Here is a 23570-nt window from a genome sequence, read left to right on the forward strand (position 1 = left end):
CATCCACGAACATGCCAGCTTCCCTATGGCAATGGACGGAAGTGGGCGCGCTGTGACGGATCTCTTGCCGTAGTTCCGGAACGCCTAACGTCCTCAACAGGGATGTCGGCTTTCACGCGGCAAGGGTTCGTAGGTGAACGGTCGATTTGGCGGCGCGTTGCTGACAGTCAGCCTTGGGCCGGAAGCAGTAGGTCCGCTTGTGGTCAGGGAAGAACGATAGCGGACCTTCAACTCCAAGGTCCGATGTCGTGACTTGACCCTGAGCTGCCCTTCATCAGCTCATTTCGCTGCCGATAGCCGACGTTCACCGCAACCAGCGTTACTGACCCAACCCGGACATTGAGCAGACTTACTACAAATGTCGGGAATTGGCGCAGAAAGCGATCCTTTGGGCTTCAGGTCGCCTGAGGACCTCGGGAAATGAAACTCGGATCAGGCGCGTTCGAGAATATCCGCCTTGATGGGCTGGTCGAAGACAAGTGAACCTTCACTGTTGTGTTCTGCCGCCGCGAGCACGGCAGCTCTAATTGCAGATTCGTCTTGTACCACAATTTCGCGTCGCGATGGATCGACGGCTACGATGCGATCCAAGAAGCCGTCCACGGTTCGAAAGACCTCACGACGAATGTAGTTCAGCGTCGCCACCCGAAAGAGCACTCCAGACAGTGTGGCCGTTTCGATCGCGCGTTGCGCCGCTTGCCGGACAACGGTCTCGTCTTCGATCAATCGTAGGGCGGAGAAGAAATTGCCGGTCGGCAACGGCTCGACAATGATCACGACGCCATTTGGCCTGATTACGCGCGCTGCTTCGCCAAGCGCTGTCTGCATCGCCATTTCGGGAACATGGTGGAGCGCATTGATCATCATGCCGATGTCGAATGTCGCGCTATCAAAGGGAAGAGCCTCCGCCACGCCTTCGAAGAACTTGGCCTGCGGAACAGCCGCAGTAGCAGCCCGTATGGCATCTACGCCGGGATCAATGCCGACCACCTCTGCGCCCTCGGCAGCAAGCTGCCCAGCAAAGTTGCCCGTGCCGCAACCGATATCGAGAATCTTGAGTCCGGCGATCGAGGATCGCACCGACCGGACGACCGCCAGCGGACTGTCTATGGAATGCATTGCCAGCTCTCTTTTTGCCACCGGTCCCAGCCAGTTCGCTGGCGCGTCGTATGCTTTATTCTCCGACCGAGGTCGGCTTATCTCTTTGCGATATGCTCAACCATAATGGCTGCCTCCCCGGCAACGGCGGGTATCGTGCCCGATTTCCGCGTTGACCCAAAATCGAGACCGGCGAAGTAGAGCCCGGGAATGGTGCCGACACCATCCTCGTGCATGGGTTGGCCAGCCTCATCCAGGGCACCGGGAACCTTCACCCATGAGAAGTCGCCCGAGAAGCCGGTGCACCAGATTATCGAGGAGATGCCACTTGCGGCCAGGTCGATCGCGCGGATCGGCGGATCAGCCAGAATCGGCGCAACCGTTTCGGCAGGATCATCGTCGGCCGGCGGCGCATCGAGGCCGGCGCGCTCGATATACTCGTCGATCACACGCTTCGCGTCCGCCGAGGCCCCGTCTGCGAAGCGCATGTGCTCGCCGATCTCGTCGCCGAAGATGAGGCTGCCGTTCTCCACGCCCCGGAAGCGGCCGAGCAGCACCACCCCTTGCGCGCTCAGCGATTGCAGGCTGATCGTGTGGATTGCCCCGAGCAGCGGACGCGGCGGCAGCCTGCCGTTCTCCAGGATAAGCTCCCGGCGCGGGACGTCGGCAAAGCCGGATACAGTGAGCCAGTTGAACGAGTCGCCGCCGCGATAGCGGCGTACCAGGCGGCCAGTGCGGCTCGTCGCTAGATACACAAGACGTCCGGCATGCACCAAGTCCTCGGCTATCTGGCCGCCCGACTGGCCACTCCCGACCACCAGCACGGCGCCGTCAGCGAACTCGTCCGGCTTGCGATAGGCAGAGGAATCGACCTGGCGAACTGCCGTCGGCAAGTCGGACGACCAAGGCGGTCGGATCTGGCGGCTCTGGTTGCCGGTTGCAATCACGACCGTGCAGGCCAGGAGCGTCTCGCGATCAGTCGTGACTCGGTAGGCTCCGTCTTCTCGATTCAGCTGCTCAACCGCCACTCCGGTGCGCACCGGCAATCGTTGTCGGTCAACATAGCCTTCCAGATAGGCGACGAATTCGTGGTGCGTTATCGCCCCCCACGGATCGGCGCCGTCGTAGGAATCACCGGGCAGTATCGTGCGGATGTTCGTCGAGTTCAGCCGGAAGGAGTCCCAGCGCTGCGTTCGCCATGTCTCTCCGATGCGGCCTCGCTCCAGAACATGGTGCGCGCAGCCGCGTTGTTGCAGGTAGTAGCTGACGCCAAGCCCGGCCGAGCCAGCGCCTATGACGACCGCATCAAGAATCCCTCTCATGCGTTCCCCCCCCGCCAAAATTGTGCTGCCGATAACGATCGCATGTGAGGGCGAACGACACTCCGCTCATCCTACAAATGCGGCAGCATACTGCAAAGAGCTAATTCCGGGCATTCCAAAGGACGGAAGCCACCCCGAGGGCGGGTGCCTCCGAACCTCTGTCGACTGTATCGACTGCCAATCTTTTCTAATTACCGGTGTCGTCCGCCAACGGCTGAAACCGGTCACTCACGAGCGCGGTGCAAGGCTGATCTTGGCGCAACCTTTTTGTTCCACAACCGAAAGAATTGACTCAAACATATGGACCGGCTGCCTCACTTGCGAAAGGCAGCCGGTCTGTAAAAACGCCGTGCCTGGCTCCTATCAGATCCGTGATCGTGTACTGTGACGAGACGTCGGATCGAGGATCAGCGGACATGGACGAGAAGGACTTGGCAGAGATCTCAGCCCGGTATATTCGCTTCGCCGATACGGAGGCTCGCGGTCGCTCGCCGCTCTACGAGGAGTTGGCTCGTGCTGTCGCAGGCGACCGGGAGACACTCGGTTTCCTGTCGACCCTCTCGGACGTGAAGCGGCAACCGAATCTTCTGCTCGCCGCGGTGCGTCACCTGTTCGGCACGCCGACAGGGTGGGCCGAGTTTCGCCAAGCGCTTCAGGCAAATCCCGGAGCTATCCGCTCGCTCATGCTCGAGCGCTCGACGCAAACCAACGAGCCGGGAAGGTGCGCCACATTACTCCCCGTCCTGGCGCAGCTGCCGCAGCCGCTGGCCCTCCTCGAGGTCGGGACCTCCGCAGGGCTCTGCCTCATGCCCGACCTCTACAGCTACGACTACGGGCGCAAGGTGATCCGCGCACCCGCGATGGCCTCGGAGCCGCCTGTCTTCCGATGCTCCGCCAGCGAGACAACGCCATTGCCGACGGCCTTGCCGCAAGTCGTCTGGCGGGCAGGATTGGACTTGAGCCCGATCGATGCTTCGGACGCCTCGCAAGTCGCATGGCTTGAGACGCTGGTCTGGCCGGAGCAGGCAGCGCGGCTCGCCAATCTGCGGGCGGCCATAAAGATCGCTGCAACAGTCAAGCCTCGGGTGGTGAAGGGCGACCTGCGCGGAAGCGACCTCGTGCGGCTCTGTAGCGAAGCGCCGAAGGACGCCACCCTCGTCGTCTTTCACACAGCCGTCCTCGACTATGTCTCCGACCCTGCAGACCGAGAAGCTTTCGCTGAGCAGGCGATGCTTCTCTCTCCTTATTGGGTATCGAACGAGTTCCCACGTGTATTCCCGTCCATCGCCACACGCGCCGGAACAAGCTGGCCACCCGGCCGCTTCCTCCTATCTGCGAACGGCTCCCCCGTCGCTTGGACCGACCCGCATGGTGCCTCGCTCGAATGGATCGCTGACGAGACTTAAGTACCCGGCGGATGCGGAGCACTTGCGCCAAGGCTTGCTGAAGGCCGACCTTCCCGAATGAGCTGGATGTCCGGCTGCCTCCGACTGCGGACGTTGGCCGACGTCGCCTTGAATTTCCGCAAATGGCGCAACGTGCTCGTTCTGGCAGATGAGCCGAGCGGCAACTTTCCACCCAACCGCGACGTAGAACGCTCCATTGCGGTACAATCCGAGCCGATGCGCCGGCCGGCTCGGGCGCGCCATGTTCAGACATTCGCGGTGCTTCTCCAGAGCGGACGTTAGCTCATCGGTAGGAGTCGACCTGCGGACCATGCCTGATGGTAGGTGTAAGGGAACGGCGTGACCCCCATGCGATGAAGCGGCGGTAGGCCGCCGCTCCGAATTTGAGCGGCCCGTCCGGCAACGCTATAATTGACCGGCAGGGGACGTTATCGATGACGCAAATCAGAGCCATGACTGAGCAGGACGTGCCGTCGGTATCGCGGCTCATTGGAGAATCTTGGCGCAGGACGTACTCGCCAATCATGGGTGCCGAGACCGCGGCCCGGATTTCGGATGAAGATCACACGCTGCAGCGGATTGCGGCGGAACTGACAGACACCAACAAAATGTCGTTCGTGGCAGAACGGCCAGACGGCTCGATTGCCGGCTACGCGATGGCTAAGATGAATGAAGCCGGCGACGTCATGCTTGACCGGCTCCACATCGATCAAAGCGAGTACGGCACCGGGCTAGCCGCTAATATATCGCACGCTGTCTTTGCCGCCCATTCCGGCATCCCGAGCATCGCACTCGAAGTGCTCGAGGGAAACGACCGGGCAATGGCCTTTTACCGCAAACATGGGTTCGAAGTGGTCGATCGCAGGGCAGCGTCGCACGGTGCAGAAGGCCATGCATCGTTGATTATGCGCAAACTGCTATCGCGCGCCTAGTCGGAACTCGCGCATCGAACAGTACATCACGTCTTCCGTCCCCAGCGCACCGGCGGCCTCCCCGCTCGCAATCCAAATAGACGTCTTTCAGCTGTTTGATTGGCATGTCAGCGTGAGCGAACGCGAGGTCCTGAGCGTCAGAAGCCGACAATGAAGCCGGACTGATTGCGATCAGCACGGTGCCGAGCGTCACAGGCGCGAGGGACTTAACAACTGACATGATCATTTTGAGATCCTCCCCAGCTCCCGTCGGTCAACATTCAGTCCTTGGGGTCGCAGGTGTAGTGCCGTTCGAAGGTCCCGTCCGCGCGCCGCTGCTTGTCGAAGCCGCGATGTAAGGCTCGATCGCGCGCTCGTGGACCAGCCAAAGGGGATCTCGGCCGAGGCGTAGCCACTGCCGGCGGCCAACCGTTTCGGGATCGAGGCCGAAGCGATCCTGGTGCGCTCGATCGTCGTGCCGGCCGCGCCTGCCTCCGCATGACGGATGGCGCGGCTTCGCAAAGCGCACATGATTTCGTCATGTGAGATGCCGATGTCGCCAAGAACGTCATCGGGTAAACGGCTCAACTGGTCCGTTGCCGACAAGAGAGCTTTTCGCTCGGCGCGGAGGCGTAACCACCTGCGAAATGGACCAATGGCGACAGCATGAATTATAACCATGATCAGATCGTCCCTTCATTGATCTGAATTGACCGGTACGGAACGGCGCGAACGGCACTCCGGGCGAGAGCGTCAGCCGTCCGCGAGGCAAGTTAGGCGTAGTGGTCGATGGATTGGTTTTGCCGCGGCGTGCCCATACGGCGGGCGGTGGCTGGCCCCGGGCCACGCATGTAATAAAGCTCCGGGCGGTAGCGCGGCGCGACGAATTTGCGAAACACCGCAGCAAGTTTTGTGACGGGAGCCAAGAATTTCATGACTGTTCCCTTTCCCTTCGCCGGCTTGCACACGAGCCGGCGGGCCTGACGTTGCAACAAGGATATGACAGTCGAACCAGGCTCGGCTGTGGGAATTCCCACACCGGGGAAAACATTGGCAAAATCCGCTTCCAGTTTGCATCCCGGAAAGCGGGGCCTGCGGCCATCAAATTTCCTTGGATAGGGAGTAAGGTGAAGTACACTTGATTGAACAAGAGATCGTTGTGACAGGCTCTCTGGCCTTCATCTCAAGACTTTGCGATGCCGACCTCGCCGCGCTGACCAAACGGTGGCACGAGCGCAGCTATCGACACAACGAGCTAATCATTTCCCACGGCGACACTGGTCGCGATGTCTTCTTCCTGCTGGAAGGACGGGCTCGCGTGACACTGGTTTCAGCGGACGGCAGGGAGATAGCGTATCGCGATGTCGAACCGGGTGACATTTTCGGGGAGCTCGGAGGCATTGACGGGATTGCACGCTCTGCCAGCGTAGTCGCGCTGGAGGCAACCCGCGCTGCACGGCTGTCCGGCACAGCATTCCGGGATATCGTGATGACCCACCCGACTTTCGCCTGGATGCTGCTTGAGCATCTGTCTGCCCAGCTCCGGCGCATGACCGAGCGGGTATTCGAATACAGCACTCTGGTCGTGCGAAAACGGCTGATCGTCGAGCTCCTGCATCGGGCGGAGAAAGCCGCACTCGTGGACGGCGAGGTGTCCATAAGCCCGGCACCGACGCATTCCGAGCTGGCGGCAACGATGAGCACGCACAGGGAAGCGGTCTCGCGCGAAATGAGCGACCTCGCCAAGAGAGGCCTGATCGAAAAGCGCGGCAGCAGGTTATTGCTGCATGACGTCTCGGCACTACGGGCGCTGGTCGACAAGAAGGAATAGCGAAGGCTGGTTGTATGCCTCGATGTAGGTCGTGGTCGCCCCTCTCGCGGGGGCGTGGATCGAAACGCTGAATCGGTCGCCTGGCCGAGGGCGGACGCCGTCGCCCCTCTCGCGGGGGGCGTGGATCGAAACGTATGCAAGCTGCGCCGCAAGATCGCGGGCTCGGGTCGCCCCTCTCGCGGGGGCGTGGATCGAAACCACTCATAGCCCAGCGGCGCATAGCCGAAGGTTGTCGCCCCTCTCGCGGGGGCGTGGATCGAAACAACGAAGGGTGTCCTAAGCCATGGCTGCAAACGTGTCGCCCCTCTCGCGGGGGCGTGGATCGAAACCTCGACATGTCAATTCAGCTGCCGCGTATTCCAAGTCGCCCCTCTCGCGGGGACGTGGATCGAAACTCTTAAGGGGTATAGAGGCTATGAGGGTGAGTATTGTCGCCCTTCGCGCGAGGGGCGTGGATCGAAACTTCGTAGGTTCATGATGTAGCTCATCTGGTTAGAGGTCGCCCCCCCCTCGAGGGGCAGGGGAATCGCATTTGAGTAGTTGGAAAATGGCTTGCCAATTGCCGGGTTGTGGATTCTTGGGAGGGCTCCGTAATTGNGAGCGGACCGACGGGTTCTAGGTCCGCCTGTCATGATAGCTGCCATTCCTGCTTTCAAGGCACCCAGCTCAGGCGGCGGTGGAGCGAAGTTCAATCGGCGTGCCATGCGCAGGCATAGCGACATTTTGCTTACCGATCCGCGTGTGTAGCCAAACCAATCGCTCCTGATTCTCCAGTTACAATTCGACATTGATAAGATCGTGAATCTCCCAGCCCCGCTGTTGGCCAAGCGCGGTCCTTTGTTCTGCAGAAAGGCGGTCTCGGTGCATTGCGACGCAAACGAGATGTCGCGCTCGACTGGCCGCGACATAGGTCCTCTTCTTGAATGTCGCGCGATTCGATGCGGCGGTTTTCGGATGCTCTGGATCGAACACCGGTCGTTGCAGGCCAGGACCTGAAGCTCGTCCTGCTCGCTCGCGCAACCCGACCAGCTACGCGCGGCGAGCGCTATCCGTCGCGCACTACATCAAGGGGGTCAAAATTGGACGCCGATCCGGGGTCAGTTTTGCAAGCCGTTTGACCGGCGCGGGCAACAGCCAGGCTATCCAGCATCTTGAGGCTCCCTGATCTTGCGGGGAACCATTCCCCGCTTCATGGAACCCGAAAGTCAGCACGGGCCACGATCACCGAGGAAGCGGGGAGGGGACTCACAATTGGGAGCCGAGTGCTGGATACCGCCAGGACACCTGCAGGCGCTGGTTAAGAGAGCGAGGCGTTAATGTGTCGTTACCGGGAACCCCTACAAGGCAGAAACGCGCGCAGAGCGCAGGATCGGCCGTATGCCTGATCGTCGCGCGTCAGGGTTCGTTCCACATCTGAAGCTCATAGTCATGTTCCCGCCGGTCCGTTGGCATAGCGACCGTAGGAGTCTGCGAACCGGACTGCGCAGGCGGCGGCGGAGCGTTTCTCGTCACGGTTTCAATGTGAGTTTGCAGTTCGTATGCCCTGCTGGTGGTAGACCCAGATGCCTGATCGACGGCTGATCCAACTTCCTTAGAGATTGTTGCAACTCCATTCGAGCGCACTGTGGGGGTCGAGTGGACGGCAGGAGCTGCAGTGGCTGACGACGCGGTTGACCCGTCCTTGGCCGCGGATGTTCCCTGGATGGCATCGATGGCGTGCAGCGTTGCGACATGCGCTTCGTGGTCGACAGAGACTTTCTCGATCAGTCTGTCGTACTCGCGTACGATACGGCGGAATTCGTCAACGAGGCTAGCCCCGGTGCGGACGTTTTGCTCGGCCGTGAGCTGTAATTCCCCAAGCTTGTTGACGTAATAGACGTTTACGGGAATGGCTTGGGACACCTTTTGAATCAGGTCCGGAAGCTCGTTTACAAGATTTGACAGGCTGTCATACTGACGCTCCAGAGTGTCGAGGCGGTCAGCCTGCTGCGCGCGGCGCTCTTTAAGATTTTCAAGGAATTTAAGGTCCTTGTCCACGAAATCGGCCCATTCCTGGCGGGCGGCTTGGCGGGTTTCGATGTCCTTTGAGAACACGCGATCTCCCTCTACCCTGGGAGCGGCGGGCGGCTGTGACTGGACCTTAAATCGGCGGGCTCTCTGTTCACGCGCTTGCAGCTCGAAGCTGTCAGACATAAGGCCCGGTACATCGCCCGTCGCCATCTTGCTGGCAGCGTCGAGATTTTTGTAGAGCTTGTCGGCCATCTTGATCGTCTTGCCAACGTCCTTGAGGAAGCTCCACCGCAGAGTCATCTGGCTAGGCGGACCAAGCGCATGGGCCGATAGAACCGGGGTCACGGCGAGCATGACCCCGATCGCGAAAGCTTGTCGTGTCGCTTTCTTGAACATTGTCTCAACCTGCCTTGCATGCCAGGGCAGTGCCGCCCTCGCCCAGATACGCTTCGCGCAGCGCCTTGATTTCCTGGCCGATTTTGGCACGAGCATCGGCCGCGCTGGCGACAAAGCGGGCTTGCGCGTCGTCAATCAGTTGGAAAGCCGGAGCGAACGCGGCATCGGCCCTGCCTTGCTGGCCAGCCTGCGAAAGGCGGCCGCGGGCATCGGCGAGTGAACGATTAAGCTCGGCACGCTGATCCTCGAACACTTTGAGCGAGGCCGCCTGCTCCTTGTCGAACGCAGCAAGGGCGTCCGACTCCGAGCGATCAAGAATGGCCGCGATCTGGTTTTTGGCGTCTTCGGTATTACGGTCGGCGATGTTTGCCGTTCCCTGTTCGAGATCACGGTTGATTTTCTTGATGTTTTCGTTCGCCTTATCAAGCTCTTCGCGATTGTCGCGAACCGTAACGGTCGGCAGATCCCACGAAAACTCGACGGTCTTCATTTTTGTCTCCAGGGTGTCGGGCACCTGGATCTCGACACGGCCCATCCGGAACTGGGGCACACTCCATACGATGTCGCTCTCCCGCCAGCACGTTCCCTTGGTCTTGATTTCACCGCCAAAGGGCAGGTCAGTTTTCCACCAGCAGGATTCCATACGGCCAAAGCGCGTACGGGTTTCCTTCCAGCTCGTCTCGGGAACGTCGAAGCTTTTCGTCGTATAGCGAAGGGTAAACTGCGGAATGTCCATGCTGTATTTCTGACGGCTGCCGCCTCCCTCCCAGCTGAACTCGTCACCCTTCCCAACACGCTTGCCGGCACGGTCGGCTCGATTCTGCGCGTCATCAAGCTCCGGGTCCTTTGCGGCAGCCAGGTCGCCGGCCTGTTTCGCAGCTTTGGCCTTGGCGGCCGCGATGGCGTCTTCAATATCGCAAGGGGCTTCCTGCAGAACACCGCGGGCGGTTTCGCTATCGGTGGCGGCCGTGGCAGAACCGCCGGCCTGACCCGCGTTCGTTAGAACGAGGGACGTGGTTGACAGCAGAAAGGCCATCGCCAGGCTCTTGCCTGTCACATATCGCTGGCGGGATTGTCCGCGAGCATCCGGGGCGGGGGTGATCGTTGCATTCTGCATGATGTTCTCCCTGTGGCGTAAAATTTTGCTTGTTGAAGGACGTGGGGAGATCGCCTGCGAACGCCAAGATTCACGTATTATGAATGATAATTGTATGGGACTTTTGGGACCTTAATTCTGCCCTGCTTAGAATGGTTTTCCGCCACAGTCGCATCAAGCCTCTTTGGCCGACTTCGTCTTGTAGTCTACGACGACCGTCTCCAGCGCCAGGCGAACGTCACCCAGCCAGTCCAGATCCTCAGGATCAACGGGGGTGTGCCGCATGGCGTTTCGCAGCTGCCGGACTACCTGCCCGAGACAAACGAGATAATCCTGGCCCACTTTGAAAAGCCCGATCTTGGCCTCGGCGGAAGGAACCAAGCGGAACGCACTTTTCTTGGCATCCTCCATCCGCACGAGAAATCCCAGTTTTTCGAGCAGGTCCGTCCATTTTGCCGCGGTGCCGGATTCCACGTCAAAGCGGCTTTTTATCATGTCCCGGGCGTCCCCGAGGTTCGGCGGATTGTCCAGCAGAGCGCGGCGGTGAAGCTCGACCAAGATTGTGCGAAGTTCGGGTTGCTTGCGGGGCAAATCCGGAAAGTACGTATCCCAGACGGTATCCGCCATCGCATGACTTGCCACCAACGCCGCCGCGCTGGCCGCGAAAGCCTGTAAATCAGAGATCTCTTTCGACGTATCCGACATCCGTGTTCTCCGGCTTTAGGGCGCGCTGCGGCCCCGAATGAAGCCCGCCCTATGAAAACCGGCAAGTCCTTTCTTTTCATAGGGTTCATTCCGTGCGTGTCGTAGGCGTCTACGGCTCGCGCTCGGCCTGACGTGCCCCCGCTAGATCGGACCGTTTTTGGCTGGAATTTTCCACTCATGATCCGTGGATGGGGAGAAGGAGAGTTCCATGAAGGCATCGAGGTTTTTCGGACGCGCAGATCGCCTTTGTGTTGAAGCAGGCTGAAGACGGAACGGCGGTCGTTGAGAAGAACCGCTCGACGGCGTTGCGCTGTCGATAGACCCAGGCACTGAACGGGAAGGTTTTGACGCGCTTCGTCATGGCGAGGATGTTGGTCCATGCGGCCCAGTTCGGCCATTGCGGCGCGCAAGGCGTCGCCATCATAGGCGCGGTCGGCGAGCAGGATGTGCCCGGCGTTGACGGCCTCGAACATGTCGGCGGCCGCGCGACCGTCGTGGGTATGGCCCTCGGTCAGCAGTTGGGCGCCGGCTAAGCAGCCTTTGTCGATACGCGCACTGCCGCGGCTTGGTTGGCTGCCAATCTGTAAACGGGATAACCACCGCAGCTGGTGGGCGTTCCATGCTGACATTGTGGCTAATTAAACAGCGGGCGATGATCGAGGCCAGAGAAGGCCGCTAGGTGGCCGAGGACCTGTCGTTCGCAACGATTTTTCGAATGGCCGAAATGGGCCGATAGCGGACTGACAGGTTCTGGGGAACCTAGCGATGCAGCCATTCGCTGTGCTCCGCTTCCTAGCGGACACTAGGTTAGGCGAAGCTTTGTCAAATCGAGTGCTGAGTTCGCAGGATAGACTGGCCAGTTGTTGAGACGATCCGGGCGACGAACCCGCAGTCTGGTTTTGGCGTAGCCCTTGTACCCCAAAATTGCTACAACTCGTCTAAACCACTGGAGTTTTTTGCTTCGGTTTGTTGCTCGGCATTCTTCCATCTGGCAGTTCATCTGGCGCGAATTGTGATTTCACGTGCCCAGCATTCACCAATCAAATCAATAGCGGGTGCGTCGGAAGCGCGCTTTGTCACGACTGGGTGTGCAATCCGAAATACGACGACAGACTCACATAGGACTTGCTAAAACTAATAAATGCTCGCATCTTCTGGAGTTGGCTCTATGGTCGAGAGGGAACCATGAAGTGGCCTATTTCTTTCCGAATTACAGCGTTTCTGGGCCGTCTGTTGTATCGGCTTGCACGTTCTTTGATAATCCTAATCGGCTTTATGTTGCTCATCATCTTTATTGCCGAGCCGGTTATTCGTAAGCCGTCCGATTTGGAGTGTAGCGAGCAGAGCACAATCGCGCGACAAACTTTAAATAACTTTCCAACATTTGCCTCATCTGATGCTCTTTTCAGGTTATCGGGCAGTTCATTGCAGAACGCGGTCGATCAAGTCGCGGGTTCTCGACTAATAGCGAATGGCAAAGTGTTCGAGGTCCTTGACGTGGGCGCCCACTTTGGGCGGCCGGCGATATCAATGGATTTTTGCGCAGCGAACGCTCGCATTCCTGTTGACCTACGCGTTTGGCAATTTCCGCTACTTCGCTTGGAAGCTGACAGTTTGCTTGCGTATGGATCGGGACGCTACGTACAGGAGAAGCCGACTGACAATGCCGTGTTTAAAATTGACTTTCGATACGACGTCCAAAAATTTCGGTTGCGATATAGTTGGTGGGAGGCGCTTGCGAACTGGTTCCCTAAGGTTTTTGGGCATATTGAGCAAGCGATGGCAGCGATTTTCCCCAGTACGTCAGTTCCCGTCGAAGTCCCCGCCTCATTCACCATCGATTTGGGCATGGAGAACACCGAAGTAGTCGAGTTCGAAAAGCTGTACCTAAAATCCAGGCCCGAAGGCGCGCCAAGAGAGATCGGTGGCAAGGTCACTTTGGCGCTCACGATTCCATCAAATCCGCTGACTACCTACCTCGATTTTAATAGACCTGTGTTTTCCCCTGCCGGCGTTTGGTTGTTGGCAAAAACGGTCGATCAAATACCAGCAAGCGGACCCACTTCAGTCGCACAGTCAGACCGCGTACCACTCGAGCAGGCGGAGACTTGGTACAAAGCGGCCGGAAATGGATTTACTAACAGTGCTGAAGCATCGCTATGGATCAACAATTCCGCGCTCAACAGGCTGGCAAATCGCATCGCGAATCTGCCTGAGGCGTCACGAACAATCAGCGTGGTGTCGATCGCCCGAGAAGGTAATCTTGGCGAAATCGCAGCTAAAGATGACAATCTTGGTCAATTGTTTTCGTTAAAAGCAGAGGTTCCTGAGGACAATGCCTGGTCGGGCAGAGCGGTAGCCGCTTTAAGTGCTGCCGCAAACGATCGCGCCGTCAGCTTGGCGGGAAATGTGAATGTCAATGTAGATGCAAAGATACGACTAACGGTGAAAGGGCCTATTGGCGGTCCGTTATCCGTGGATTCTAATGTTGCTGGGTCAGCCACAGTTCCGATCGGCGGGGATCTCAAAACGTTCACACAGGATGTCGCTGGTTTCCGTTCAGTCTATTGGGGTATCGACCTATCCTGCACAAGTGCGGATGTTCATCTTTCAACCTCTGGCGGCCAGTTTGAAGGTATCCCCATAAAGTACGGCGACATCAAAGCACAGCTCGCTATACCAATCTTCAAGAAACAAGTCCGACCATCTGTTATCATTGATGGCCTACCTATTAGAATTGCCTTAGCTCAGCAAACAAGCGGCACCGCCAGTGGGCGCAAACCGAACTCGGTTGCGTTCGCGCCGTCTGTCCCTGGGTTAGATATGACATTCCAATTTGGCGACGTTCAGCAGCTGAACGGCGGTACCGAGATCTCCACGAACGTTTCTTTTGCGCCGGCAGACGCTGCCACCTGGTCGGAAGCCCAGTTAGCGGCACGCGTCAAGGCTCGTGATGCAATACGAGTCGTGAGTTTTCCTGGCGAAAGACCGCCGTGTCCGCCCGCAAAACCCTCTTGGTTTTCAGTCGACAGCATCACATCTGACGACGTGGCGAAGGTTATTGAAATATTGGGCAACAGCATCAAAACAGAAGAAGAACGACTCAAGGCCATCGAAGATCTATCTAAGCTAGATTTTTCTGGTGCGGCAGAGCATTATAGGAAATCATTAGAGTCACAGGTTGAACAGTTTAAGAATGTACTTGAACTTGGTAAGGGTCAGGTAGATAAGGTCGCCGATGAAATAGATGAATTTCGTAAAAAGCCGATCGACAAGACGATTGAAACATTCAAAAAACTGAGTCCTTTTTGACCTGCGCCCGCCGTGTTGCCGTGTTGCCGAGTTGGCCAGGGTTGCTGCGGCGAACGGGAAGATCATGATCGCGATCGCACATCGAGGCCGGCCAACCCACGGCTTGAGACGACCCACGCACGTTTGTAGCGGTCCGGCATCCACCGAGCTGTTATAAGCGGAGCCACGGCCCTGCAACGAACAGCGTGGTCCGGCCACGAGTGTCTTAGCTCCTAACAAAGAACATTTCGTTAGCCCTGTTCCGACGTTGCACCCAGCCTGCGGGCGACGATGTCCGCTTTCGGTCAGCGGCAAACAGGTCCGCAACGGCCACAATGAGGCGCAAAGCTGCCGTTCCTTACGCCCGCAGAAACCGTCGCCTATGGGTCAAAACAGGCCGTTCACGGATATCCCATTTCTCTGCATGCCGTGGCTTGAATAAAGACAGTCCTTAACCGAAGCACTTCTTCTCGATCTCGTCCGGAAAAGCCAACGCCGGCTATTTCAGGGTCGAAGTCCGACAGGCACCGCCTTGAGCCGGCATTCGCAGGTTCAGCGTGGGCCGTCCTCTCCCCCCACAACCTCCGTATACACCCTCACCTCGCCATCAAGCCCAGGAATCCACCACGTCTCCCCGTCCCGCGCCTCGACATAGCACGGTCCCAGCGGCACCTTCCCTCTGCCCTCCGCCAGCACGGGATTGCGGATGCCCCGCAGGGCGCACAAGGCGCCGCTCAGCGCCTCGCCTACTCGCACTGCCGGCGCGGGCCGCCCGAATAGGGCTGGTAGCTGTTGTCTTCCGGCCGGTAGGAGCTGTAGCGGGTGAAGCAATATTGCACGTGGTCGGGCGGAAGCCGCGCGGCACCGGCCTCATCCGACGGAACGTTCCCATCCATTGACCACGTGTCGGTCGCCTCGACATAGCTGGCGCCATCGTCGGGAGCGACGCGGTGATGCGTATAGACAGTACAATAGTCAGCTTGGCCACGTCGCAAGCGAACGCTTCGGGGGAGTTCGGCGCTACCGTCGGGCTCATACACGACCCGTTGCCAACTGATAGGGCGTATTCGGCGGCTATTGGCGACGTGTCCACGAACCTCCCAGAGTGCCGGACGGCAGCCCGCAGACCGCATGGCGCAGGCTATTTCTCGCAGAGCCTGCGCGACCCGCGATAGGGCTGAAATGTGCAGTCGGCGGGGCGGAACGAGCGATAAGCGCGTGCGCAGGCTCGAAAATTGCAGGAGGCCGATGCCCCTTCGCCTGAGGAACTGGCCACAGTAGCTTCGTGGTCGCCATCCGGAACGCTGTCGTCAAGTGCGGCAAGGGCGGCCCGCATGAAATCCCTCCAGATTCTCGCCGGCAGCTGGCCGCCCGTCACTTTCTTCATCGGCGTCTCGTCGTCGTTGCCGACCCACACACCCACCACCAGCGGCTCGGTGAAGCCGACGAACCAGGCGTCGCGATGGTTTTGGCTGGTGCCGGTCTTGCCCGCCGCAAACACCTCGAGATCGGCTTCTCGACCAGTCCCCCGCTCGACGACCAGCCTCAACAGGCCGACTAGGTCCCGCTGATGCGGACGAAGATCGGTCGTTGGCTGCTTGGACGGCCCAACGCGAAAGGCGCGCGGCTGGCCGTCGGCATGGAACGACACGATCCCCCACGGCTCGATGGGCGCGATGCCTGCGCGCACCGAAGCGTAGGCGCCGGTGAGGTCGAGCAGGCTGACCTCCGAGGAGCCGAGAGCCAGGCTCGGTGTTTCAGCCAGTTTTGCATCGATGCCCAGCTCCCGTGCAGCGGCAGCGACCTTGTCGATCCCGATCTCCATTGCCAGGGCCACCGTGGCAACGTTCAGCGAGCGCGCGAATGCCTCGGATATGCTGACCCGGCCGCTGTAGCCGCCGCCGAAGTTTTCCGGGGACCACCCGCCTATCTCGATCGGCGCATCCTCGACCTGGTCAAAGGGCGTGAGGCCTGCCTTCAGTGCGGCGTAGTAGACGAACAGCTTGAAGGCCGAGCCGGGCTGGCGCATGGCTGCAGTCGCGCGGTTGAACGTGCTCTTGCCATAGTCCCGCCCGCCGACCACGGCCACCACGGCGCCTTGCGGCGTCATTGCCACGAGCGCGGCCTGCGAAGCGCCTGCTTGCGCGCCTTCCTTGTCGAGTGCTTCGGCCACGACCTTCTCGGCGATCGCCTGCAGCCGCGGCACCATCGTCGTCCTGACCTTAATCGTGCCCCGATAGGGCCCGGCAAGCTCGCGCGCCTCCTGCATTACCCAGTCTGCAAGCCAGCTGCCGGACCTTGTCGCGGGCTTCGTTGGACGGAGTTCGGCGAAGTCGGCGGTCGCCGTCGTCGCCTGCTCGGCGGTTGCCTTGCCGCCCTTGACCATGGCATCGAGCACGAGCTCCGCTTGTTGGCGCGCCCCTTCCGGATTGATCACCGGATTGAGTTGCGACGGAGCACGGATGATGCTGGCCAGCATCGCTGATTCACCGAGGTCGAGTTCGCGCACCTCCTTGTCGAAGTAGATGCGGGCGGCCGCCGGGACGCCAGTCGCGCCTTCTCCGAGATAAATGTTGTTGAGGTACCGCGTGAGAATCTCGTCCTTGCCGAGCTTCTGCTCGAGCCAGAAGGCGATCACGGCCTCCTGGATTTTCCGTTTCCAGGTACGGTCCCGCTCCAGATAGAGGATTTTGATCAACTGTTGCGTGATCGTGCTGCCGCCCTGCACGACCTCGCCGGCTCCGACGTTCCTGTACAGCGCGCGTAATATGCCCTTCAGATCGATGCCGGAATGGTCGTAAAAGCGCCGATCCTCTGAGGTGAGCACCGCATCGATCAGATGAGGCGGAAAATCCTCGCGCGTGGCGTAGGGTCCCTGGATGGGTCCCTGCCTGACCAATGGCTTGCCATCGGTCGTCTCGAGCACCACCACCGGCTCGAGTGAGCCGTCGGCAATTTCGTCCCACGGCACGCCGCTCAGGGCCCACGAAAAGAGGACGACCAGGAAGACGAGAGATGCCGCGCCCAGTGCGACCGCACCTCGAACCAAGATCGATCTCCGATGGCGCTGGTTTCCTCGCGCGACTCCGGTATCGGACGAGTGTGTGCGCCGACGAGTCACCCGCGACCAAACGGCTGAGGTGCGCCCCGCCAACTCGGCGGCTGTTGATCTCGCTCTCGAGAAATCCAGATCACGCAGACGCTGCAGGGCGCCGCTGCCGAGTTCGCGAATCCTCTTGGCCGCTGGGCCCGACGCGACAGCCAGGTCGCCTCGCAATGCCCGGCCAAGTCCGACAAGTGTTCGGCTGAGCTCGGAAAACGCCGTCCGGGTCCGCGCGAAAGGTGCACCGTTGGAATCGGCCGCTGGCTCGTCTCCGCTCTGGGTTTCGCCAGGCTCTTGCCTATCGCGGCTGCTATCGGTAGCGGCGGGAGACTCGCCCATCCGTTTGCCCTCTGCTCAAACGCCGATACCAGAACTACCTGCGCCCGCAGAATGGGCAATCCGGCACCTGGCGTTGAAGGTGCGGCTTATTAGCGATGTGCGCTTTGCTCAAGTGCCGCCGATCGAAGGAGCGACTGCGGTCTAATAGCCGCCATAGTCGTAAATGGGACGCCTCCAGCCGCGTTTGCACTTGATTTCTTCCTTATACTCGTCGTCGTCCCACTTCCGCTCTATCTTGCATCGGCCACGGCGGAATTCTTCCTTATAGCTGTTGCGCTCCCGATAATAGCGCCGCAGGCGGTAGTCTTCGCGATGTTCATAGCGACTGATCCAGCGCCCATGCCCGCTTTCATCCTTCCATGGATCGGCCGCAGCTCCGCCCGCCAATGTGGGGAGGGCGATACTGACGGCTGTCATCAAACCGAGAGTTTTCGCGGTAGAGCCCCTGTATGCGCACCCGCCCACGGGTGGCATTTGCGTCAGTTTCGGAATTTGAACCTGAACATCAGCTGAACAGCAGCATCCCCCGACCGGGCACAATGGAACGCGCAAACATCCCTTCCGTTCCCACGTGGGGCCTGAAACAATACCGACAGCGGCAGGTTGGGTTCGATTTCGGCCGGAACCATTCCGACTCTATGATGTTAAGCCCGCTGGTTGAGCCGGGCCTGCGAGATACGCGGGGAGACCCCCAGGCTCGAGAGCCCGCCGCCTCTTCGGGTTTGCGGCGGGCTTTGTGCTGGGGAGAGCGGAACAATGGCCAATTGGTTACCGCTCGCTGGTATCGTGCTGACACTATGGGTCGTGCTGTTCCTGATCTACTTGGTTGTGAGGTGGCGGGGCGGAGCGGGTTGACCGCCGGAACCACGGAGACAGCTGACAAACTGCTGGCCGATACCACTCCAACCTCGCTCTACCGGTAACCGCAAGAAGACGCCCCCACTCTACGCAGCACGGCTAGCCCTCGGCCTCCATGGCCGCGCAAGATCGCGACGTCTTCGTTGTTGAGCGCGATCGTCGCCAACGCGGTCCGGTACTCAAGAACGGTCGCATCAGCCTCTGGCCGGGGGGCTTGGGGTTTAGAGCCTGACGCGACCTGAGCTTCGTGCTGACGAAGCGGCGGCAGACAGACCACAGGCACGCTGCTAGTGCAACCAACCTATGCGAGCGCGGCCGTGCGCGGCATTGATCCAGAGACCCCCATAGAGTTCCGACAACATTGCCGCTGCGCCAATCTTCGCCGACTGCGGCTTTGATTGCGGCTATGCTTTCCCAAATCTGAACCATGCAACGGGCGCGCTCACCGCTGTCAGGCAGCGGCCTCCCCGCGTAGAAAGCGATCAGGCCGGGCTGCTTGCGCAGCCATGGGTGGCTCTTCTTGAATGCGAATTCTCTGAATTCCGCCTCTTTGCCAGCAACGACAGAGCAGCGGTAGACGCGCATTATCATCTCACTACCTCCATCACCTCTGCCCAACAGGATGCGTCGGACGAGCCACGTTGCGCGATTTCGGTTTGATGCGCAATTGAGGTGTTGGGACTGCAACGTCGCCCAAGAGAGCCGCCTGTGCGGTCATGCTCCCCGGCGGTTTCGGCAATTGTCCGCTAAGGTCGTTTGCCGAATGTCCGCTTCAGCCAACTGTGTTTCGAAAACGGACCGGAAGATTTCGGCCCAAGTTCGCCCGGAACGACTACAATCTAGTGGTCGGAAAAGTCGTCAGTTCAGTCGAATCCTGTGTGTCTCACATGGGCCGAGGTTGTCGAGGTTTCCCAACCTTGCACTCGAGCGCAGCCCTGTCCCAATCACCAAGTTCAGCAGCGGCGCGATACGTGCTTTCCAAAAAGGTCATGAGCATGTCTTCTGGATTGTTGGCAAGCCGGACCGCATCATAGGGCAGCAGAAATTCTCCGAGGTTTTCATCGTAATATGCGGCTTCAGGAGAAATTCTTGCAGCTGCAAAACCGGTCGGCATCGGGTATGCATAGGAATAGAATGCGGGAAAGTCGATTGCTCCCCCACCTGGCCAGAAGCCAGCTGACGAGACTTCGTGGCTGTAGGCCTCGCGGGTGATCTCGTCAGGCAGGGCCGGAATACCACCTGGATGTGAGGGCGCGCGTCGACCGGAAAAGCGTGTCACGGCAATGTCAAAACTTCCCCAGAAGAGATGCACCGGGCTCACCTTGCCGAGATACGCCGTACGGAAGATCTGGAGCACGTTCGTCACTGCCACACATGCCCTGAAGAACCGTGTCACAGCATTGGCATCGTAGGGGCGTTCCATCCTGTCTTCGGCGAACGGAATAGCCTCCGGAATCTCGTTCGGCCTGCCATGCAACTCCGGCGTCCCACCGAGAGTACGAATGAGATCCAACGCGCGCCCATGAAAGAAGGCGACCGACATCGGCTCAAGCGGGAACCGGGCAATGCGTCCATCGGTTGCTCGTCCGACCACCTCATGGTTGATCAGATCGAGGCTCAATTCGATCCCGCCTGGTCCATCTGGCACTAGGCCGGTCGTGAAACCGCGAGCGTCAGTGTAAAGGGTCGCATGCCAGGAATGGTTCACCCACGGTGAGCGGGCGAGCCGATATTTCCCTATGATCTGAATATAAAGATGCAGCGCGGAACACGTACTGCGCCAAGGACCGTACGGTATATCCGGCCACCTTTCCTGGATGCGTTCATTCATTGGGCCAACCTAACTCGATGGAGCTTGAATAGAATCTCATTACCACCCGTATTCATATCACCATCGATGCTGGCAAAGAGGAAGCTTCTTGCTGGCGGCGACGGCGTGGGGGGCCAAGGGGAGACGACCTCTCGGGCAACGTAGTGGGCCGGCCTGCCGCTGCACGCTAGCTGTTGTCTTCCGGCCGGTAGGAGCGGTAGCGGCTGAAGCAATATTGCACGTGGTCGGGCGAAAGCTGGGCGGCGCCGGTTTCATCCGGCGGAACGTCCCCGTCCATTGGCTACGTGTCCCTCGCCTCGACATAGCTGGCGCCATCGTCGGGAGCGGCGCGGTGATGCATTTAGAGAGTAAAATAGTCCGCTTGGCCACGTCGCAAGCGAACGCTTCGTCACTGAAAGGTTGATGCCGCTTGCGCGAGGTGCATCAGCTACGGTTCTGAACAATTTGCGTACCGTGCTAAATCCCGCACCATGTTCTCGTATGTCCGGCGCAGAGATGCGTGGCCGCAGTCCTCGCAGGCTCGCCAGGCATCCGGCGCGGCTGGCTGGCAAGCGACGGCACGCCCCCTCAATGCCTCTTGAAATACTGCACCTCGCGTTCGTGCTTCTCCGCAGCCTCGCGGGTGTCAAACGTCCCGAGATTGCGGCGCTTGCCGGTCTTTTCGTCCTTCTTGCGCGAATAGAGGCGGTATTTTCCGTCTTTGAGCTTTCTGATCATCTGTCACTCCCCGAGCCGCTGCTTCCCCTTGAGGTTGCGCGCGGCTTGTTCGATCGCCGCCCGGTCGTTGCCCAGCCTGTCGATCAGCTCCTGCGCCTGTTCGCCCGATATGCCGGTGCGCACCGCCAGGGCCTCCACCGTCAAGACGTCGGAGCTCGCGACCTCGCGGGTTTCCGGCAGGGCATCGCCTGCTGTCAGCGGCAGGGCTGCCTCCCTGTCGATCTCGGCCTCGGCCCGGTGCCAGTGCCGCTCGGGATCGTCATGGATCCCGCCTTCACGTTCCCAGATCTGGTATGCGCGCTCACGAATCTTGTCTTCCCGGTCGTCGCCCATGTTGATTCCTCCTTTGGGTATCGGATGAACGCCGCGCCATCCCGAACGATCCAAGAAATCTGCGGGATCGTTGGTCGCGCAAGGCGCCATGCACTGCGGCGGCCCGCCACCCGCCCCCTGCCCTACTCGCACTGCCGGCGCGGGCCGCCGGAGTAGGGCTGGTAGCTGTTGTCTTCCGGTCGATAGGAGCGGTAGCGGCTGAAGCAATAGTCCACGTGGTCGGGCGGAAGCTGGGCGGCGGCGGTTTCATCCGACGGAACGTCGCCATCCATTGGCCACGTGTGGGTCGCCTCGACATAGCTGGCGCCATCGTCGGGAGGTTGTGCGGCGGGCTCGACCGGGCCGGCATCGAGATAGGGCGAGATGCAGGGACGCTGCTCTCCGCTGTAGGATGTGTAGTGGTCGTCGCCTGGCCTGTAGGAGCGGTAGCGGCTTGCGCACCATTGCACATGGGCGGCGGGCATGGCCTGCTGCTCGTCCGTTGCCGGCTTGATAGAGCCGGTTACGGTGGGTTCGGGCGCCGGAGCTGCTGCATCGGCAGGTTTCGAGGTGCGATCAACTGGGATCTCTGGGAACTCGCGTGGGACCTCGGCGGCGGGAAGGCGCTCAAGATGCTGCGAAGCGGGGTTCACCTTCCGCGGCTCCCTTGGCCACAGTTCGGCGACGCTGGAAGTCGGAGCGGCCTGCCGCACCGGCTCGGCGGAAAGAATCCAGACGGCGAAGGCCAATCCGCTGGCGAAAACCGCCAACGTCAGCACGAAGCCGCCAAGTACCGCCGATAAGGCTTTCACGCCACGCTCCTTTACCCCGTCATCTTTAAAATGCGAGGCATTGGATCCGGTTCCAACGAGGCGCGGCAGTTTGGGGCTTGTGGCGCTGAAGGGAAAGTCTCCGTTTCTCGAAAGGCCCCCTCTCCGTCTCGGCTTCGCCGAGCCACCTCTCCCCCGCTTTGCGGGGGCGAGGAACCGAGCTTTCAAGGGTCGCCAACAAGCTCCGTATAGGTCCTCAGCTCGCCATCCTGCCCGCGAATCCGCCAGGTCTCGCCGTCCTGCGCCTCGACATAGCACGGGCCGAGCGGCACTTTGCCGCCGCCGTCCGGCAGGTCCAGTACATAAACGGGGTTGCAGATTCCCGACAGGCGCGCCCGCAAGGCGCTGACCAGCGCCTGTCCCTGGTGAATAGTGGTGCGCCGGTGCGCCATGCCGCGGGCGAGGTCGCCGTGGTGCAGGTAATAGGGTTTGACGCCGAGGCGGTACATCAGCTCCCGGCACAGCTCCTCCAGCACCTCGACCGTGTCGTTGACGCCTTTCAGCAGAACGCTCTGGTTCAGCAGCACGAAGCCGCCTTGCCGCAACGCGCTGCAGGCCTGCTCGGCGGCATCAGTGATCTCCCGCGCGTGGTTGAAATGGGTGACGACCGTGACCATCAGCCGGCCCTGCAGGGAGCGAACCAGCCCCGATGTGACGCGCGAGGGCAGCGCGACGGGCACACGCGTGTGGAGGCGTAAGAGCCGCACATGCGAAACCGCCTCGATGCGGGCGCGGATTTCCGCCAGCGCCTTGTCCGGCAGCGACAGCGGGTCGCCGCCGGTCAGGATCACCTCGCGGATTTCGGGGTGGGCCGCGATATAGGCAAAGGCCGGCTCCAGCGCCTCGCGCGAAAAACCGCGGCCGATCGAGGTGAGGGATTCCTTGCGGAAGCAGAACCGGCAATAGACCGCGCATTGATAGGTCGGGAACAACAGCACCCGGTCGGCATGGCGATGCGTCAATCGCGGCACCGGACTGAAGGCATGGTCGGCGATCGGATCGTCGAGCTCGCCTTCCTGCTCGGTCAGTTCTTCGGGCGACGGGATGACCTGCGCCCGGATGGGATCGGCGGGGTCGGTCCAGTCGATCAGGTCGAGATAGGCTTTTGGGATGCGAACCTTGTGGCGCGTGGCCGCGGCTTGAGCCGCCGAGCGCTCGGCTGGCGACAGCGGCAGGGAATCCAGATCGCGCACCTGCCGCACGCCCGCGCGAACATCGCCCTGCCACGTGATGTCATCGTCGGCAGACACGCCGACTGCATCCATGCTGGCGTCGTCGCGGTGTGAGGTCATCGAAGGCTCCTTGAGTTCGAGGCTGGATACAGCATTGGAGCCAAGGCTTGAAGGCAATAAGCGTTGCCGGGATGGCAGGGACGAAAAGGCCGCGCTCGCGAAAGACCCCCTCTCCGTCTCGGCTTCGCCGAGCCACCTCTCCCCCGCTCCGCGGGGGCGAGGAACCCAGGCTTTCGACGGCTGCCACTCGCGATAGGCAATCTCTCGACCCTTCTCCATAGT

The 23570-nt window shown here is 60.3% G+C and carries 20 protein-coding genes and 1 pseudogene; 5 read left to right on the plus strand and 16 right to left on the minus strand.

The window, feature by feature from the left end; all coding sequences use genetic code 11:
- Positions 1-432: 432 nt before the first annotated feature.
- Positions 433-1119, minus strand: coding sequence for a class I SAM-dependent methyltransferase (locus CIT26_RS14155; protein WP_095493175.1), 687 nt, complete (start codon positions 1117-1119; stop codon positions 433-435).
- A 77-nt stretch (positions 1120-1196) separates the two neighbouring features.
- On the minus strand, positions 1197-2420 hold the full coding sequence (locus CIT26_RS14160) for a flavin-containing monooxygenase (RefSeq protein WP_095493176.1): 1224 nt from the start codon (positions 2418-2420) through the stop codon (positions 1197-1199).
- 416 nt (positions 2421-2836) lie between these two features.
- Between CIT26_RS14160 and CIT26_RS14165 the strand changes: the two genes are divergently transcribed.
- Both CIT26_RS14165 and CIT26_RS14175 read left to right on the plus strand, forming a co-directional pair.
- Positions 2837-3826: a DUF2332 domain-containing protein gene (locus tag CIT26_RS14165; RefSeq protein ID WP_095493177.1), complete on the plus strand. Its 990-nt coding sequence runs from the start codon at positions 2837-2839 to the stop codon at positions 3824-3826.
- A 434-nt stretch (positions 3827-4260) separates the two neighbouring features.
- Positions 4261-4758 carry a GNAT family N-acetyltransferase gene (locus CIT26_RS14175; RefSeq protein WP_095493179.1) on the plus strand — a complete coding sequence of 166 codons (498 nt, stop codon included), beginning with the start codon at positions 4261-4263 and terminating at the stop codon, positions 4756-4758.
- A 752-nt stretch (positions 4759-5510) separates the two neighbouring features.
- Here CIT26_RS14175 and CIT26_RS36590 read toward each other — a convergent pair.
- Complete coding sequence (locus tag CIT26_RS36590) at positions 5511-5672, minus strand: hypothetical protein (protein WP_167391405.1); 162 nt, start codon at positions 5670-5672, stop codon at positions 5511-5513.
- Between the two features lie 224 nt (positions 5673-5896).
- On the opposite strand from CIT26_RS36590, the gene CIT26_RS14180 reads away from it, so the two are divergent.
- Positions 5897-6568 (plus strand): Crp/Fnr family transcriptional regulator, encoded by a 672-nt coding sequence (locus CIT26_RS14180; protein ID WP_029356805.1) that lies wholly within the window; start codon positions 5897-5899, stop codon positions 6566-6568.
- 1395 nt (positions 6569-7963) lie between these two features.
- Here CIT26_RS14180 and CIT26_RS14185 read toward each other — a convergent pair.
- The 3 genes from CIT26_RS14185 to CIT26_RS14195 all read right to left on the minus strand — a co-directional run bounded on the left by CIT26_RS14185 (position 7964) and on the right by CIT26_RS14195 (position 10775).
- The gene (locus CIT26_RS14185; RefSeq protein ID WP_095493180.1) at positions 7964-8974 is read right to left on the minus strand and encodes a hypothetical protein; all 1011 of its coding nucleotides are present in this window, start codon (positions 8972-8974) and stop codon (positions 7964-7966) included.
- Between the two features lie 4 nt (positions 8975-8978).
- On the minus strand, positions 8979-10091 hold the full coding sequence (locus CIT26_RS14190) for a hypothetical protein (protein WP_095493181.1): 1113 nt from the start codon (positions 10089-10091) through the stop codon (positions 8979-8981).
- A gap of 153 nt (positions 10092-10244) precedes the next feature.
- The gene (locus CIT26_RS14195) at positions 10245-10775 is read right to left on the minus strand and encodes a hypothetical protein (RefSeq protein WP_095493182.1); all 531 of its coding nucleotides are present in this window, start codon (positions 10773-10775) and stop codon (positions 10245-10247) included.
- 359 nt (positions 10776-11134) lie between these two features.
- Between CIT26_RS14195 and CIT26_RS38765 the strand changes: the two genes are divergently transcribed.
- Positions 11135-11308 (plus strand): hypothetical protein, encoded by a 174-nt coding sequence (locus CIT26_RS38765; protein ID WP_167391406.1) that lies wholly within the window; start codon positions 11135-11137, stop codon positions 11306-11308.
- Between the two features lie 652 nt (positions 11309-11960).
- Entirely contained in the window at positions 11961-14087 is a 2127-nt protein-coding gene (locus CIT26_RS14205; RefSeq protein WP_095493184.1) for a hypothetical protein, read from the plus strand.
- Positions 14088-14812: 725 nt separating this feature from the next.
- On the opposite strand, the pseudogene CIT26_RS14215 reads toward CIT26_RS14205, so the two are convergent.
- From CIT26_RS14215 to CIT26_RS14260, 10 genes and pseudogenes are all read right to left on the minus strand, one after another.
- Positions 14813-14932, minus strand: a pseudogene (locus CIT26_RS14215) (BA14K family protein); the annotation flags it as partial.
- A 275-nt stretch (positions 14933-15207) separates the two neighbouring features.
- Positions 15208-17508, minus strand: a complete 2301-nt coding sequence (locus CIT26_RS14220) for a PBP1A family penicillin-binding protein (RefSeq protein WP_095493186.1) — start codon at positions 17506-17508, stop codon at positions 15208-15210.
- 141 nt (positions 17509-17649) lie between these two features.
- Positions 17650-17925 (minus strand): hypothetical protein, encoded by a 276-nt coding sequence (locus CIT26_RS14225; RefSeq protein ID WP_095493187.1) that lies wholly within the window; start codon positions 17923-17925, stop codon positions 17650-17652.
- A gap of 540 nt (positions 17926-18465) precedes the next feature.
- Positions 18466-18957 (minus strand): antibiotic biosynthesis monooxygenase, encoded by a 492-nt coding sequence (locus CIT26_RS38770; RefSeq protein WP_095493188.1) that lies wholly within the window; start codon positions 18955-18957, stop codon positions 18466-18468.
- 292 nt (positions 18958-19249) lie between these two features.
- Positions 19250-20197 (minus strand): DUF5996 family protein, encoded by a 948-nt coding sequence (locus CIT26_RS14235; protein ID WP_095493189.1) that lies wholly within the window; start codon positions 20195-20197, stop codon positions 19250-19252.
- 166 nt (positions 20198-20363) lie between these two features.
- On the minus strand, positions 20364-20474 hold the full coding sequence (locus CIT26_RS14240; RefSeq protein ID WP_095493190.1) for a BA14K family protein: 111 nt from the start codon (positions 20472-20474) through the stop codon (positions 20364-20366).
- Between the two features lie 290 nt (positions 20475-20764).
- Positions 20765-20914: a hypothetical protein gene (locus tag CIT26_RS14245; RefSeq protein ID WP_023677295.1), complete on the minus strand. Its 150-nt coding sequence runs from the start codon at positions 20912-20914 to the stop codon at positions 20765-20767.
- Positions 20915-20917: 3 nt separating this feature from the next.
- Positions 20918-21247, minus strand: coding sequence for a DUF2934 domain-containing protein (locus CIT26_RS14250; RefSeq protein WP_095493191.1), 330 nt, complete (start codon positions 21245-21247; stop codon positions 20918-20920).
- 122 nt (positions 21248-21369) lie between these two features.
- Positions 21370-22038 (minus strand): BA14K family protein, encoded by a 669-nt coding sequence (locus CIT26_RS14255; RefSeq protein WP_095493192.1) that lies wholly within the window; start codon positions 22036-22038, stop codon positions 21370-21372.
- A gap of 182 nt (positions 22039-22220) precedes the next feature.
- Entirely contained in the window at positions 22221-23348 is a 1128-nt protein-coding gene (locus tag CIT26_RS14260) for a KamA family radical SAM protein (RefSeq protein WP_095493193.1), read from the minus strand.
- Between the last annotated feature and the right edge of the window lie 222 nt (positions 23349-23570).

It is taken from the genome of Mesorhizobium temperatum, assembly GCF_002284575.1.
GTDB lineage: Bacteria > Pseudomonadota > Alphaproteobacteria > Rhizobiales > Rhizobiaceae > Mesorhizobium > Mesorhizobium temperatum.